Origin of the sequence: Shinella zoogloeoides (assembly GCF_022682305.1) — a bacterium.
Taxonomy (GTDB): domain Bacteria; phylum Pseudomonadota; class Alphaproteobacteria; order Rhizobiales; family Rhizobiaceae; genus Shinella; species Shinella zoogloeoides_B.
The window spans coordinates 906938-921920 of sequence record NZ_CP093528.1 but is presented as its reverse complement, the minus strand read 5'-3'; the positions used below and the strand labels follow the sequence as shown (position 1 = coordinate 921920).

The 14983-nt window shown below is 68.1% G+C and carries 17 protein-coding genes; all 17 read right to left on the bottom strand.

The window, feature by feature from the left end; genetic code table 11:
• Positions 1–78: 78 nt before the first annotated feature.
• Positions 79–540, bottom strand: coding sequence for a cytochrome c-type biogenesis protein (locus MOE34_RS04660; RefSeq protein WP_242221469.1), 462 nt, complete (start codon positions 538–540; stop codon positions 79–81).
• A complete protein-coding gene (locus tag MOE34_RS04655; protein WP_242221467.1) occupies positions 537–2522 on the bottom strand; it encodes a heme lyase CcmF/NrfE family subunit in 1986 nt (661 codons plus the stop codon). The genes MOE34_RS04660 and MOE34_RS04655 overlap by 4 nt, the downstream gene beginning before the upstream one ends.
• Positions 2519–2968, bottom strand: coding sequence for a cytochrome c maturation protein CcmE (ccmE, locus tag MOE34_RS04650; RefSeq protein WP_242221465.1), 450 nt, complete (start codon positions 2966–2968; stop codon positions 2519–2521). The genes MOE34_RS04655 and ccmE overlap by 4 nt, the downstream gene beginning before the upstream one ends.
• On the bottom strand, positions 2965–4089 hold the full coding sequence (gene ccmI, locus MOE34_RS04645; protein WP_242221463.1) for a c-type cytochrome biogenesis protein CcmI: 1125 nt from the start codon (positions 4087–4089) through the stop codon (positions 2965–2967). The genes ccmE and ccmI overlap by 4 nt, the downstream gene beginning before the upstream one ends.
• 91 nt (positions 4090–4180) lie before the next feature.
• Entirely contained in the window at positions 4181–4606 is a 426-nt protein-coding gene (locus MOE34_RS04640; protein WP_242221461.1) for a hypothetical protein, read from the bottom strand.
• Between the two features lie 109 nt (positions 4607–4715).
• Positions 4716–6134, bottom strand: a complete 1419-nt coding sequence (locus MOE34_RS04635; RefSeq protein WP_242221458.1) for an ATP-binding protein — start codon at positions 6132–6134, stop codon at positions 4716–4718.
• Positions 6124–6795: a response regulator transcription factor gene (locus tag MOE34_RS04630; RefSeq protein ID WP_134647547.1), complete on the bottom strand. Its 672-nt coding sequence runs from the start codon at positions 6793–6795 to the stop codon at positions 6124–6126. Before MOE34_RS04630 ends, MOE34_RS04635 begins: the two co-directional genes overlap by 11 nt.
• Before the next feature lie 36 nt (positions 6796–6831).
• Complete coding sequence (locus MOE34_RS04625) at positions 6832–7083, bottom strand: hypothetical protein (protein ID WP_242221456.1); 252 nt, start codon at positions 7081–7083, stop codon at positions 6832–6834.
• A 92-nt stretch (positions 7084–7175) separates the two neighbouring features.
• Positions 7176–7385 (bottom strand): hypothetical protein, encoded by a 210-nt coding sequence (locus tag MOE34_RS04620; RefSeq protein WP_242221454.1) that lies wholly within the window; start codon positions 7383–7385, stop codon positions 7176–7178.
• Positions 7386–7395: 10 nt separating this feature from the next.
• Positions 7396–11262: a baseplate multidomain protein megatron gene (locus MOE34_RS04615; RefSeq protein ID WP_242221453.1), complete on the bottom strand. Its 3867-nt coding sequence runs from the start codon at positions 11260–11262 to the stop codon at positions 7396–7398.
• A gap of 3 nt (positions 11263–11265) precedes the next feature.
• Positions 11266–11727 (bottom strand): NlpC/P60 family protein, encoded by a 462-nt coding sequence (locus tag MOE34_RS04610; protein WP_431522430.1) that lies wholly within the window; start codon positions 11725–11727, stop codon positions 11266–11268.
• A 1-nt stretch (position 11728) separates the two neighbouring features.
• Positions 11729–12613, bottom strand: coding sequence for a DUF2163 domain-containing protein (locus tag MOE34_RS04605; protein ID WP_242221449.1), 885 nt, complete (start codon positions 12611–12613; stop codon positions 11729–11731).
• Positions 12610–13245: a DUF2460 domain-containing protein gene (locus tag MOE34_RS04600; protein WP_242221447.1), complete on the bottom strand. Its 636-nt coding sequence runs from the start codon at positions 13243–13245 to the stop codon at positions 12610–12612. Before MOE34_RS04600 ends, MOE34_RS04605 begins: the two co-directional genes overlap by 4 nt.
• Before the next feature lie 207 nt (positions 13246–13452).
• Complete coding sequence (locus MOE34_RS04595; RefSeq protein WP_431522413.1) at positions 13453–13992, bottom strand: phage tail tape measure protein; 540 nt, start codon at positions 13990–13992, stop codon at positions 13453–13455.
• Positions 13993–13995: 3 nt separating this feature from the next.
• A complete protein-coding gene (locus MOE34_RS04590; RefSeq protein WP_242221446.1) occupies positions 13996–14139 on the bottom strand; it encodes a phage tail assembly chaperone in 144 nt (47 codons plus the stop codon).
• Positions 14140–14195: 56 nt separating this feature from the next.
• A complete protein-coding gene (locus tag MOE34_RS04585; RefSeq protein WP_242221445.1) occupies positions 14196–14552 on the bottom strand; it encodes a gene transfer agent family protein in 357 nt (118 codons plus the stop codon).
• A complete protein-coding gene (locus MOE34_RS04580; RefSeq protein ID WP_242221443.1) occupies positions 14552–14959 on the bottom strand; it encodes a phage major tail protein, TP901-1 family in 408 nt (135 codons plus the stop codon). The genes MOE34_RS04585 and MOE34_RS04580 overlap by 1 nt, the downstream gene beginning before the upstream one ends.
• Positions 14960–14983 lie beyond the last annotated feature (24 nt).

Here is a 14983-nt window from a genome sequence, read left to right as displayed (position 1 = left end):
CATTACAGCACACTGTCTGCGGCATGAATTTTTGGTAATGTTGGAATTGACAGTGGAAGACGCCGCTTCGAACGTCCCCTAATTCCGTTTCCCCGTCAGCTTCTCCAGTTCCGCCTTCTCCGCCTCCGAAAGCGGCGTACCAGTCGGCCCGCCGCCACGCCGGCGCACGAAGAGGATCATGGCCGTCGCGCCGGCAAGGAACAGCACGGCAGGCGCGCCCCACAGGAGCAGCGTCTCGCCGCGAAGGCGCGGATTGAGCAGCACGAATTCGCCGTAGCGCGAGACGACATAGTCGATCACCGCTTCATCGCTGTCACCGTTCGCCAGCCGCTCGCGCACGAGCAGGCGCAGGTCGCGGGCAAGCTCGGCGTTCGAATCGTCGATCGACTGGTTCTGGCACACCATGCAGCGAAGCTGGGAGGAGAGAGCACGTGCGCGCGCCTCCAGCGCCGGATCGGAAAGAACCTCGTCCGGGTTGACCGCGAAGGCCGGGAGGGCCGAAAGGATGAAGCCGGCGGCGAGCAGCAGGCGGCGCATCATTCCGCCGCCTCCAGCACGGGCTTGACCTTGCGCGTCTTCTGCGGCGCGCCGACGCGCAGGCGCCGGTCGCAGAGCGAAACCGCCCCGCCCGCCATCATGATAAGCGCGCCGATCCAGATGCACAGGATCATCGGCTTCCACCAAACGCGCACGACGATGCCGCCGTCCGCCATGGCGTCGCCGAGCGAGACGTAGAGCTGGCTGAAGCCGAAGGTGCGGATGCCCGCTTCCGTCGTCGGCATGCGGCGCGCCGTATAGAGGCGCTTCGACGACCAGACCTCGGTAACGGCCACGCCGCCCCGCGCAACCATGAAGTGGCCCGATTCTTCGGTGTAGTTCGGGCCCTGCCCGCGCCGCATGCCGTCGAAGGTCAGCGTGAAGCCGCCGGCCTCCACCTGCATGCCCGGCTTCATCTCCACCACATGCTCCGTCTGGAAGGCCGTCACGCCGATGATGCCGATGACGGTCACGCCGACGCCAATATGGGCGAGCGCCGTGCCGAAGGCGGAACCCGGCAGGCCGACAAAACGGCGGAAGGCGACATTCGCCGTCACCTTGCCGATGCCGGCGCGCAACCACAGCTCGGTCAGCGCGCCCGCGATCAGGTAGAAGCCGATGGCGAGGCCGAAATAGGCGAGCACCGGCCCGCCGTTCTTCGCATAAAGGACCGCCGCCGACAGGACGAGGCCAATGGCGGCGGCGGCGAAGAGACGCTGGCCGGCCGCCAGGATATCGCCGCGCTTCCAGGCGAGCAGCGGCCCGAACGGCACCGCCAGCAGCAGCGGCAGCATCAGGAGGCCGAAGGTGAGGTTGAAGAAGGGCGGACCGACGGAGATTTTCTCCCCCGTCAGCGCTTCCAGCAGAAGCGGATAGAGCGTGCCGGTCAGGACCGTCGCCGCCGCGGTCGTCAGGATCAGGTTATTGAGGACGAGCGCGCCTTCCCGCGAGATCGGCGCGAAAAGCCCGCCGGCCTTCAGCGTCGCCGCCCGGAAGGCGAAGAGCGACAGCGCACCGCCGATGAACATGACGAGGATGGCAAGGATGAAGACACCGCGCGTCGGGTCCGTCGCGAAGGCGTGCACGGAGGTCAAAACGCCGGAGCGCACGAGGAAGGTGCCGAGCAGCGACATGGAGAAGGTCAGGATCGCCAGCAGCACGGTCCAGATCTTCAGCGCCTCGCGCTTTTCCATGACCAGCGCGGAATGCAGCAGCGCCGTGCCCGCAAGCCAGGGGATGAAGGAGGCATTCTCCACCGGATCCCAGAACCACCAGCCGCCCCAGCCGAGTTCGTAATAGGCCCAGTAAGACCCCATGGCGATGCCGGCCGTCAGGAAGCTCCAGGCGGCAAGCGCCCAGGGCCGCACCCAGCGCGCCCAGGCGGCGTCGATCCGCCCCTCGATCAGCGCCGCGATGGCGAAGGAGAAACAGACCGAGAAGCCGACATAGCCGAGATAGAGCAGCGGCGGATGGATGGCGAGGCCGATATCCTGCAGGACGGGGTTGAGGTCCTTGCCCTCGGCCGGCGCCGGCGAAAGCCGCAGGAACGGGTTCGAGGTCAGGAGGATGAAGAGCGCGAAGGCGACCGAGATGAGGCCCTGCACCGCCAGCACGTTGGCGCGCAGCCGCTCTGGCAGGTTCGCGCCGAAGGTCGCCACCAGCGCGCTGAAGAAGACAAGGATGAGGAGCCAGAGCAGCATGGAGCCTTCATGGTTCCCCCACACGCCCGAGATCTTGTAGATCATCGGCTTCAGCGAATGCGAGTTTTCCCAGACATTGCCGACCGAGAAGTCGGAGACGATGTAAGCGAAGGTCAGCACCGAGAAGGAGAAGAGCACCAGCATGAAACCGGCAAGGGCCGCGGCGGAAGCCACGGCCATCAGCGAGCGGTCGTTGCGGATCGTGCCGATCAGCGGCAGCACGGACTGGACGAGAACCGTCGCGAGCGCCAGCACGAGAGCATAGTGTCCAAGCTCGATGATCATTTGATCGTTTCCTTGCCGGAAAGTTCGACGCCCTGCGCCTTCAGCCGGTCCGCGACGTCCTTGGGCATATAGGTCTCGTCATGCTTGGCGAGCACGGTATCGGCAACGAAAAGCCCATCCGTGCCGAAAGCGCCCTCGGCCACCACGCCCTGTCCCTCGCGGAAGAGGTCGGGCAGGATGCCGGTATAGGTCACCGGCACATTGGCGAGCGTGTCCGTCACCGTGAAGGTCACGGTCGAACCTTCGCCGCGTTTCACCGTGCCGCTTTCGACGAGGCCGCCGAGGCGGATGCGGGTGCCCGGCGCGACATCGGCCTTGGCGAGATCGCCCGGCACGTAGAAATAGGCGATGGACTGGCTGAAGGCGAACATGACGAGCAGCACCGCCGCCACGAGGAAGCCGATGCCGCCGCTTATAACCGCCAGACGTTTCTGTTTGCGTGTCATTGTCCGCTGCCCTCAGCCGAAATCGATAGGTCCCGGGCCAGCGCCAGAAGCTGTTTGCCGTTCTCGCTGTCCGCCGGGAAGGTCTTCAGCGCCGTCTGTAGCGCGGCCTCGGCCTTCAGCCTTTGATCCAGCACAACATAGGAACGGATGATGCGCATCCACCCCTCGAAATTGTCGGGGTTTTCCTGAAGCTTCGCGGCAAGGCTCTCCACCATGCCGGCGATCATCTGCTGGCGGTCGCCCGCGCTCATGTCCTCGGCTGCCGCCATGTCGCCGGCGCTCGGATTGCCGAGCTGGCCGCCCTCCCCGCCAAGCTCGGCGATATGCCGGTTGACGAGCGGCAGCCAGGGCGCGCCCGCCGGCGCCTGCCTTGCCAGCGCCTCGAAGGCGGCGCGCGCTTCGGGCTTCCTGCCCTCCTGCTCCAGCGCCAGCGCCAGATAGTATCCGGCGCGCGGATTGTCCGCCTTCAGCGCCAGCGACTGCTCCAGCGCCTTGCGCGCCTGCGCCGTGACGATGCCGTTCGCCGTCGCGATCAGGGTCTCGGCCTGACCGTCGAGCCTGTCCGTATTCGGTCCGAGAATCCGGATCGCCTGGGCGAAGGCGTTCGCCGCATCCTCCATCCGGCCGCTGCGATAGTAGATCGGCGCCAGAAGGTCCCAGCCCGCCCCGTCGTCCGGGTTGCGCGCCAGATGGTTTTCCGCCCGCGCGATGAGAATGGAGATGTCGTTGCCGGGATTGGCAAGCCGCTCGGCGAGCGGCTGGGCCGGAAGGTCCGGCCGGCCGGTCAAGAGGTACAGACAGAGGCCGATGGCGGGCAGCAGCACGATCACGAAGGCCTGCGCCAGCCGGTTGCGGCGCTGAGTCGGGCTTGCACCGTCCCGCGCCGCCGCCTTGCTGGCGGCGATCAGCCGCCGCGCCACTTCCGCGCGGGCCAGCTCCGCCTCCCCGGCTGCGATAAGGCCGGCCGCCTCGTCGCGCTTCAGCTCCTCGAGCTGGTCGTGGTAGACCTCGACGTCATGGCTGGCGTCCTCCGCGGCCGCCACGGGGCCGCGCAGAAGGGGAAGAAGCAGGACGGCCGCGACGGCTGCCGTCAGGATGGCGACGAGAATCCAGAAAAACATGACCGTTCAAATACTGGAACGCGCGACGCTTTCCAATTCCCCCGGGCGCGATGACGCGAATTTGAGGCGTTTCGCCGCAACCGGCACGCCGTCAGGAAAGCGGCGCCCAGGCCCCGTCCTCGTTGCGGCAGGCAGCGCCCCGCGTCACGGTCTGGCGGCCGTCCACCGTCAGCGTATGGCTGTACTGCCGGCAGTTCTGCGAGCCGACCTGATAGGGCGCGGCCGCGACGACGGAACCGCTCACGCCGCTACCCTGCCAGACGACCGGCTGGCCGCCGGGCGCCGCTTCCAGCGCGCGGTATTCGGCCTCCAGCGCCCGCTGCAGGTCCGCTTTGGAAAGCTGCGTCGCAGTGTTGCGGCTGACGAGGCCACCCTGAAGGGCGGTGATATAAACGGCAGCGCCCTGCGGCCCGGCCACCGGAACGCTGCCCTTGCCGCCGGATGTGGTCGCACATCCCGAAATCGTCAATACTGTCAGAAGGAGGGGGAAAAAGGCGCCGCGCAAACCCGTCTTCATCCGATGGGACCGTCTCTCTTCACGCAAAGGGCGGCAAGCCGCACCGAAACCCGTCACTCCCGCGATCCTCATGCCCGCGAGTCCTTCCCTTGTGGCATTGTCCGCCCTGTCAGGCAACATCCTTTGTGACCGCCGGCAGAACGAGCCGCGCCAGCAGGCCGCCGCGCGGCCCACGCGAAAGCCCGAAGGTGCCCTGATACTCCGAAGCGATCTCGCTGACGATGGACAGGCCAAGCCCAGTGCCCGGCTTGCTTTCGTCGAGCCGCTTCCCGCGCTTCATCGCCTCGCGGATCTGTTCCGGCTCGAGGCCCGGCCCGTCGTCCTCCACCTCGATCACGATCCAGTTCCTGCGCGCATCGTCGCTGCCGCGCATGTCGGCAGGGGCGGCATAGGCTTTCATCGCAACGGATGTGCGCGCATAGCGCGCCGCGTTCTCCAGAAGGTTGCCAACAGTCTCCTCGACGTCCTGCTGCTCCATCGCCAGCATCAATCCGGGCGGATCGACCGTCAGCGGAAACTGCCGGTCGGCATTGAGCCGCCGCATGACGCGCACCAGCCGCTCCAGCACCGGCTGCGCCTCGGTGCGGGCAAGCACCGATTCGCGCTGGGCGGCGATGCGGGCGCGGTTGAGATAGGATTGCACCTGGCTCTGCATGGCGTCGGCCTGCGTCTTCACCAGTTCGCCCTGCGGCGCGGGAATGAGGCGCGATTCGTTGAGCAGCACGGCGATAGGCGTCTTCAGCGAATGCGCGAGATTGCCCACCTGCATGCGCGCCCGCTCGACGATGCGCCGGTTGCTGTCGATCAGCGCATTCACCTCGCTCGCCAAGGGCAGGATTTCCCTCGGGAATTCCCCGTCAAGCTGCTCGCTTTCCCCCGCCCGGATTTTCTCCAGCGCCTTGCGCGCGCGGTCGAGCGGGCGAAGGCCGATGAGAATCGCCGCCGCGTTCAAAAGCAGGCTGCCGACGCCGAAGCCGAGCAGCGCGAGATAGAGGCTCCCTGAAAAGTCGTCGATATCCTGTTCCAGCACATCGCGATTGCCGACCACGCGAAAGCGCGCCGTGCGCCCCTCGTCGTCCAGCACCACTTCCGTCTCGACCACCTCCACCTCGTTGCCGAAGGAATCGACGGTCGTGTAGAAACGCTCGTAGCGCGTATCGAAGGGAATACTATCCGTGTCGGGAATGGGAATGCTGCCCGTGCCGAGCGATGAGGAGGTCAACGCCTCGCCCTCCAGCGCCCCGCCGATCGGCTCGACGATCCAGTACCAGCCCGATTGCGGCTGGAAGAAGCGCAGGTCCCCAAGCTGCGGCGTGCCGGAGAGCCGCGTGTTCTCCCCCGCCGAGACCGTGTTGATCACATTATAGAGCTGTGCGCGCAAAAGATCGCGGAAACTCTTCTCCGCGCTCTGCCTGTAGAGCGTTGAGATGACCACGGCGATGACGACGAGCGCCACCGCGGCCCAGAGGGAGGCGAGGAAGAGGACGCGGAAGGTGAGCGAGGTGGAGCGCCGGGCCTTATTTTCCATTGGCCGGCGCTTGCATCCGGTAGCCGAGGCCGCGCACGGTCTCGATCAGGTCGACGCCGATCTTCTTGCGCAGACGCCCGACGAAGACCTCGATCGTGTTGGAATCGCGGTCGAAATCCTGGTCGTACATGTGCTCGACCAGTTCCGTGCGCGAGACGACCTCGCCCATATGGTGCATGAGATAGGAGAGCAGGCGATATTCGTGCGAGGTCAGCTTCAGCGTCTCGCCGTTGACGGTCGCCTTGGAGCCTTTCGTGTCGAGCCGCACCGGCCCGCAGACGATATCGGGGCTGGCATGGCCCGCCGCGCGCCGGATGAGCGCCCGGATGCGCGCCAGCACCTCCTCGACATGGAAGGGTTTTGCCACGTAGTCGTCGGCACCGGCGTCGATGCCGGCCACCTTGTCGCTCCAGCGGTCGCGGGCTGTGAGGAGAAGGACGGGCATGCCCTTGCCGTCGGCGCGCCATTTCTCGAGCACGGTGATGCCGTCCATTTCCGGCAGGCCGATATCGAGGATGATGGCGTCGTAAGGCTCGGTGTCGCCGAGATAATGGCCCTCCTCACCGTCGAAGGCCTGGTCCACCACATAGCCGGCTTCCTTCAGCGCCTCGCTCAGTTGCCGGCTCAGGTTGACGTCGTCCTCGACCACCAGGATGCGCATTCGCCCTCTTCCTATCTGCTGTTTGCCGCCGGCCCGTTACATCGGCACGCGAACGGTCACCTTGCGGGGCCGCGCATTGCCGTTGCCCGGCACCAGCACGGTCACCACGCAGCTATCGCCGTCCGGCTTGGCGGAAAGAAGCTCGCCACCGGTCTGGGCCACCACCTGCGCGGCCGCATTGCTGCAGTCGCCGGCCACCGCGGCGACGTCCCGCTTGGCGCCCGTATCGACGGGCGCCGGGAGCATCAGGCTGGCCGCAAGCGCGGATATGAGAAGTGGCGATGCCATGAACATACTTTCAGGTGTGGATCAGTGTGATGCAAGCAATAAACGATCCACGCTGAATGGCAAATGAATGCGGGCGCGAACTTTTACGCCCCTCACCGCACGCGCCGGCGGGCCGAAATCCGCCCGAGCAGCGCCACGAGACCGCCCGCCGCACCCGTCGCGGCGACGATCAGGTCGGCCAGTTCCGCCCCGTCGCCGCTGGTCACCTGGATGCCCGCCGCATTGGCGAGCGAGGCGGCGATCGCGATCAGCGCGCCCCAGACGGTGCGGGACTGATACCAGGCTTTCACATCGTCACTCATGCTGTTTCTCCTAGAGACTGAGGGTCGCCTCGGCCGGCAGGCCGAGCGGCACCGCGCGGCCGAGCTGGCGCACGCGGATGGAAAGGGCCGCCTGCGGCGCGCCGAAATCGGCAAGCTCGTTGGCGACCGGATAGGCATAGGAAGGCGCGCCCGTCTCGACGCTGCGCACGACCGATCCGGCCGAGAGAATCTCCAGCCGATAGCCCTCGGTCGGCTCATCCAGCGGAATCTCGACGGCAAGCCAGCTATCCGAATCGATGCGGCCGCGCCGCACCCAGGAAAACTGCGCGATGCCGCCCGCCCCGCGCCGGGCACGCAGATGCACCGGGGAAAGCGGTGTCAGCGCCCTTATCCCGCCGGCAAAGGCGAAGGGGCCGATCTGCGCCGCCGAAACGCCGACGGCATCGACCACCCAGTTGGAAAGACGCCCCGCCTCCTCGACGCCAAGCCCCAGCGGACGCAGCGCCTCGTCGAGCATCACGGCCTCGGCATCCGCCGCATGACCTGCGATCATGGCGTCCTCGGTGCCGCAGAGCGCGCGCAAGAGGCCGGTCAGCCGCCAGCGCCGCGGCGCGATCTCGCTCGCCGCGCGGAAGCCGACGATTTCCCAGGCCCCGTTCCCGGCTCTGAGCGCGATGCGGTTCGTCCCGTTCAGCACCGCCAGCCTGTCGGCCGAGGAAAGCCCGCCGGCGGGAAGGTCGATCAGCAACGAGCCGCCCTCGTCGAACCGGCCCACGACGCCCGGTCCGAGCGGTTCAGCCAGCCAGCCGATCCGCGCCGGCCTGTCGAGCTGCGTGCGGATACGGTAGCCTTCCGTCGTTTCGGAGCTGGAGACGATCATGGCGCGCCAGGGCTGGGCATAGGCGGCGACGCAGGCGAAATCCTGCGGATTGCCCGTGCCGAGCACCGGCAGGTCGAGCAGCGCGACGACGGGCGCGAAAGCGTCCGCCGCCCCCGTCTCGCCCACCGGCCCGCCCTCCTCCACCGGCGCGGGCGCGGCGCTGTCTCCGGCCGCGATGGCGCGCGCCTCGACCTCGCGCACCATCCCGTCGGTGATGCCCGTGATCAGGAAACGCCCCGTCGGACCGCCGGCAAGCCGCACCACATCGCCCGGCGTGAAGCCGAGCACCGTCGGCGGCAGGCGGAAGGAGACACGCCGCTGGCCGGCGCGGTGGTCGCGCAGGGCCGTCTCGACGCAGGCCGCCGCGCCGCCCGCATGCAACACCGCCGGCAGCGAGAGCCGGAGCACCCGGTCCGTGCCGCCCGCCATGCGCCGGGAGCGTGTCGTCACGCGCGGATGCCCGCTCGCCTCGTCGAAATGGTCGAGGATCGCCTCGCCGCAAAGATCGCTGATATGGCCCCGGCTCTCCTCGAAAAGCGCCTCGTCGGGCCGTTCGGCCAGCACTTCCAGCTCGGCCGCCGGCAGCGCGGATTTCAGCCGCGAGCGGAAGGTCAGCCGCCCATCCGCCTCCAGCGCATCGATCTGGAACGCCTCCATCAGCGGCTCGATCAGCCGGCGCGCCGAGGTCTGCTCGCCCTGCACGAAGCCCGGCAGGTCGCCGCAGACGCCCGAGACGTCGAAATCAGCAAAACCATGGTCGGTGAGGATGGCGGCGATGACGTCGGCAACCGTTCCCGCACCGAGCCGCCCGTTCAGCCAGTGCCCGCGCTGCCAGTTGGCTCCGTCCGCCCACAGCGAGAGCTTTTCCGGAAACGCCGGATAGGGCCGTGCGTCCCAGGTCCACAGGAAGACGCGCCCCGGATCCACCATGCCCGGCTCCGGCCCCTCCCCCTGCCACCAGTCATGGTGCGCGTCGAGGAAGCGCCGCTGCATGGAATCGCTGCGCCCGCCGCCGGAATGATGCGGCAGCGCGTTCTCGACGCTCTTGGCGTCGACGAAGGCGTTCGGCCGGTTCGCCCCCTTGTCGATAGCCGGGCAGCCGAGTTCCGTGAACCAGACCGGCTTGGAGCGCGGTGCCCAGGCCGTCGGCGCGGGCAGTTCCGCCCCGTCCGGTCCCCGTTCGTAATGCGGGTTCGTCCACCAGCTTTCGATGTCCTTGTAGCGGAACACCCAGGGCTTGCCCGCCGCCCCGTCGGTGATCGGCGTGCGGATGCGCGCCCTGCGGTCCGTATCGCCGGCATAGAACCAGTCGAAGCCCTCGCCCCGCGTGATCGTGGCACGCATCCCCGCCGGGTCTTCGCAATGGCGGAACCCGTCCGGGTTGCCGGCGAGCATATCGCCGTCCTGCCAATCGGAAAGCGGCATGTAATTGTCGATGCCCACGGCGTCGATGGCCGGATGCGCCCAGAGCGGATCGAGCGGAAAGCGCAGTTCGCCGCCGCCGCCCGCCGGCTGGAAGCCGGCATATTCGCTCCAGTCCGCCGCATAGGTGATCTTCGTGCCGGCGCGCAGCACCGCGCGCGCATTGGCCGCGAGCGTGCAAAGCCCCTCGACGAAGGGAAACCGCCCGTCCCCGTCGCGCAGCGCCGTCAGCCCGCGCATCTCCGAGCCGATGAGGAAGCCGTCGACCCCGCCCGCCACCTCCGCGAGCCGCGCATAATGCAGCACCATCCGGCGATACCCCGTGTCACCGGAAGGAGCGGTGATGTTTTCGCCACTGACGGAAAAGTGCCCCGCCTGCGAATTGCCGAGAAAGGCCTGCACCTGGCTGCGCGCCGTACTCGTCCGGTCCACCGACACGGGATGGCACGTGATACGCCCACGCCAGGGATAGGCGGCCTGCCTTGCGCCGCCATAGGGATCGGGCAGGCTGTTGCCCGCTGGCACGTCCATCATCAGGAACGGATACAGATAGACTTCCAGCCCCTCCGCCCGTAGATGGCGGATCGCCGCGATCACGCCGGCGTCCGAGGGTGTGCCGCCGAAGGCCGCCTTCCCCTCGTTGCGGCTCACCAGATAGGCGCCCGGGCGCGTGATGCCCCCGACCCGCCAGGGCCGCGATTCCCCGCCGCGATCGCGCGTCTCCACCCCCGGCACGATCCGGCAGTTGCCGGCCCTGAGGTCCGTCCCGAACCAGGCGACGACGAGCGCGACCCGTTCCAGGTTCGGACAGAGGCTCTTGAGGTCGGCGAGCGAGGCGCGCCAGTCGGTCGAGGCGAGCAGCATGTTGCGGTTGATGTGCCGCGCCGAGCCGGCCCCGGTCACCTCCGTCACCCGCGACGGGTCGTAACCGTGTTCCGTCGAGCCGGGAATGATCGTCACCGCCCGGACCTTCTTCTCCAGCGATCCGACCGGCCGCACCACCTCGAAGTGAAGAAGCGGGATGCGGTTGCCATAGGCCTCGAGCGGCAGCCGCTCCAGCACGACATAGCACAGCCCGCGATAGGCCGGTGTCTTGCCCGCCCCCTGCTTGGCCTCGATGAGCGGATCGGGCGGCTGGTCCAGCGTCCCGGTATAGATACGCATCGCCACCGAGGTCATGTCCAGTTCACGCCCGTCCGCCCAGATACGGCGAACACTGGCGACCGGCCCCTCGCAGACCGCCATCGCAAGGTTCGCGAAATAGCGATAGGTCCGCGTCTGGACCTGCGAGCCGCCACCGCCGCCGCCCTTGCCGCCCTGGCGCTCCTCCACGGTCACCTGCTCCTCGAAGCGCGTCGCCCAGATCAGCGTGCCGCCGAGGCGCGAGGTGCCGTAGACACGGCTGATCGCCGTGCCCTCCTCCGAGCCGGGAACGCGGCCGTCCATCAGCCGGGGGCCGGAAATCGTCCTGCCGTCCCCACCGCCGCCGCCCATCAGCGAGCGGTCGACGACGGAGCCTGCAAGCGCGCCGACCGCCCGCCCGACGATCGCGCCGATGGGGCCGAAGACGCTGCCGAGCGCGGCGCCTGCCGCCTGGAAGAGAAGTGTCGCCATGGATCAGGAGAGCTCCGGAAAACGAAAGACGCCGGCAATGCGCCGACGCCAGCCTGGAACGAGCGCCGATTCGATCACCGCCGCCTGTTCGTAGGCATGGATGAAACGCCCCTCGGGCGTGGCGATGCCGGCATGTTTCGCCGCCGCGTCGTCCTGCCAGCGAAAGATGAGCAGGTCGCCCGGCCGCAGCGCCGAGGGCGGCAGGGCCGCCCCGCAATGCCGCTCCGCTGCCTCCAGCAGCCGTTCCCGGCCTGCCCGCTCGGCCCAGTCGGGCGCATAGGGCGTGGGTGCTTCCGGCTCCGCGCCGTAAAGCTCGCGCCAGACACCCCGGATCAGGCCGAGGCAATCGCACCCCACGCCCTTCAGCGATCCCTGGTGCCGATAGGGCGTGCCGATGAAGCCGCGCGCAATCGCAACGACGCGCCCGCCGAAAATCCCATGGTCGAAAATTCCAGGGTCGAAAATCTCAGTCAAAGAGCCGCCTCCCGTCATGCACGGTCTGGCTGTTGACATAGCCGTAGCTAAAATCGCTGCCCGGCATATGCGGAAACCCCTGGAAATTCAGAGTATTGCCGAATTTCCCCCGGCAGGTCGCAAAACGCTTGTCGCAGCCCGCCGTCACCTCCAGCGTATCGCCCACGGCGATCCCGGCCGTCATCGGCAGCCACAGCATCAGCTCATCCGCGTCCTCGCCGCGCCGATGGTCCTCGATATCGGCCGAAAGCCCCGCCGCCGCGCCGCTGGTGAAGGCGAGCACGCCATACCGGAAGAAGCGGTCGGCAAAGCCGGAAAGACCGCTCACCCGCACATGCATGTCGTCCGGGACCACGCTCACGGTCGCGTTCGCGCGGAAGGCCGCCAGATCGATCCCGCAGCGCGCATCCCCCAGCACCGCATCGCACTGGCGGCCGAAGACGCGGCCGCGCACCTGGTCGAGCCGATGCGTCAGCCGCCGCAGCTCCACGCGGAAAAGCCCGCCCTCGCGCCGCACCTCGCCCAGTTCGGCGGTGCGCAGCAAAAGGCGCTGCGAAGGGTCCTGCCAGTTGACCGTGAAAATCTCGACCTTCGCCCCGTCATAGCGCCCGGCGGAGAGGTCCTCGGCCCGGATCGTATCGGCGGAAAACCCGCCGGACACGTCCCCACCCTCGGCCGAAAGCCCGTTACCGTCCTCCGCCTCGCTCGCCTGGAAACCGCTCGCGGCGGCATAGGTGAGGCCGTCGAAGGCGATGTCCCGGTCGTGATCGGTAAATCCCATCACCGTGCCGTCCTGCCGCGTCACGCGCCAGACGTTGCACAGCGTCGTCGCCTCCCCGTCGAGATGGGCCTGAAGCCCAGGCGAAATGGTCCTCATGGCTTGATCTCCACCAGCGGAATGGAAGGAATGCGCCCCGCGTCGAACTGCGCGAGGTCGATATCGATGCGGTCCGTGTCGAAACGCACCGGCACGTCGAACTCGAAGCCCGCCCGCACCGTGCCGGAAGCGGGCACCTTGCCCGGCTTGAAGGTGATCGTCCCCGCCACATGGTCGACGGTATAGTCCGCCGCCGGCACGGCGCTTCCGCCCACCGCCACGCTCACCGTGCCCGCCACCGGCTTGTCGATCCGCCGCACCGTCTCGCCGCCGGCATCCGCATAGCGCTTGACCAGCGCGAAGGTCGCCGTCGTCCCGTCCGCGCCGCCGAGGAACTGGTCCACGGCGCTGATCGACCCGCCCGGCGCACAGGACTTGTGATCCACCGGGTCGCGGAAGCGGAACCCGTTGAATTGCCCCGCCCGCGCCTCGAAGAAGGTAAGAACCGCATAGAGATCGTCGAGCGAGCGCACGCCCGATCCGGCGTCATAGTGCCGCCGCGCATCCTGCCAGCGGCGATTGCGGTTCTCCCGCCCGTTGGAAAGGCTGACGATGTCCGTCCGCCGCACCGGCCCCCCGCTGGTGCCGAGCGCGACACGCAGCGGAAACCGCACCTCATGAAATCCTGCCATGCCGTTATCTCCGAAACAGGCCGCAACGGCCCCTCATCCCGCTGCCGCGACCTTCTCCCCGCGGGCGGGGAGAAGGGACGGATGCACCGCACCCCCAGCCAAAAGACGTTGCGTGATGGGAAACCCTCGCCTCTCAGCCCCTTCGCCCCGCTTGCGGGGAGAAGGTCGCGGCAGCGGGATGAGGGGCAAACCCAAACTGCCAAGCCTTCACAAACTCCGCTGCCCCCGCCCCACCGTGCGCGTCAGCATCGCCGCGATCTGCCCTTCCGACTTGCGGAAACTCGCCGCATCCGGCGTCGTCACATTGAAGACGATGCGCGCACCGCCCTCCCCGCCGCCCGCCGCAACGCCGAGCGCCCCGTCCGGCCCGCGCTTCAGGGGCAGGATCGCCTCGGCCCCGGCCTCGCCCATCAGCCCCAACCCGCCGCCGCTGCCGAAATAGGTCGGCGAGGACACCACCCCGCCCTTGGCGAAGGGCGTCACCCCGCCGATCAGGCTGGAAATACCCGAACTCAAAAGCCCCTCCAGCGGCTTCAAGCCCACCGAAAGCGCGATGTCGCTCATGCGCAGCGCCAGTCCGCGCAGCACGCTTTCCAGCCCCTTGCCGTCCACCACCGCGCCTTTCAGCGCACCGGTCAGCGCCATCCCGAAGGAGCGCGAGCGCGCCTCCAGGTCGTCGAAGATCGCCGAAAGCTGGTCGGCATCGTCCAGCGTGCCGGAAAGCGGCCTGTCGTCCGAAATCGCCATTCGTCACTCCATCCGATCGGGAAAAACCTGCATCAACATCGCCAGCGCCGCCCGCCCCGGCGCGGCCGGCGAAGGCCGCAGCAGGCCGAGCGCGAAACCGAGTTCGCGCGGCGTCATCGCCCAGAAATCTCTTGCGGAAAGCCGCATCCGGCAAAGCCCGGCATGAAGCGCCGCCTCCCAGGGAAAGGCGGGCCGCTCGCCGTTCAGGCCGGATGCGGCGGCAGAGGGTTTTGCGTATCCGCCCCCGCCCCGAAGGTCGCCTGTAGCAGCTCGGCCGCGATGCGGGCAAAGCCCGCCAGCCCGTCCGCCACCGCCATGCCAGCCACGTCCTCGTCGCTGAGGAGATTGCCGCCGCCGCGCAGCCCGGCGCCGATGATGCGGATGAGATCGTCCGCCTTAAGCCGCCCGCTCGAAAACCGCTCCGCCAGCCCCGTCAGGCTATCGACGGCAAAAGCCGTCTCCAGCTCCGCCAGCGCCCCGAGCGTCAGGCACAGCACCCGCCGCTCGCCGTCGAAAAGCGCCTCGATCTCGCCGCGATGCCTGTTCGCCCGCGCGCCCATCACAGCACCACGAAGGTCAGCGGCCCGGCCGATTCCAGCCCGATCTCGAACAGCACCTCGCCGTCATGCGCGCCGGAATATTCGAGCGCGGCGATCTGAAACGCCCCCGCAACCGTCCCGAAATCCGGAACGACGATCTGCCAGGCGGCGATCGTCCCGGCGAAGAACAGCGAGCGCACCAGCGCATCGGAGGCCTGGTCCTTGAAGATCCCGCTGCCCGAAAGCGCCGCCCGCTGCACACCCGCCCCGCCGAGCAGCTCGCGCCAGCGCCCCACCGATTCCGCGTCCGTCACGTCGACGAGCGCCGCATTGAACGAAAGCCGCTTCGAGCGCAGCCCCGCGACCGTCGCAAAACCCGCTCCATTGTCGATCTTGAGCAGCAGGTCCCGCCCCTTCTGTGCCACCATGGCAATATCCTTTCCGAAAAAATG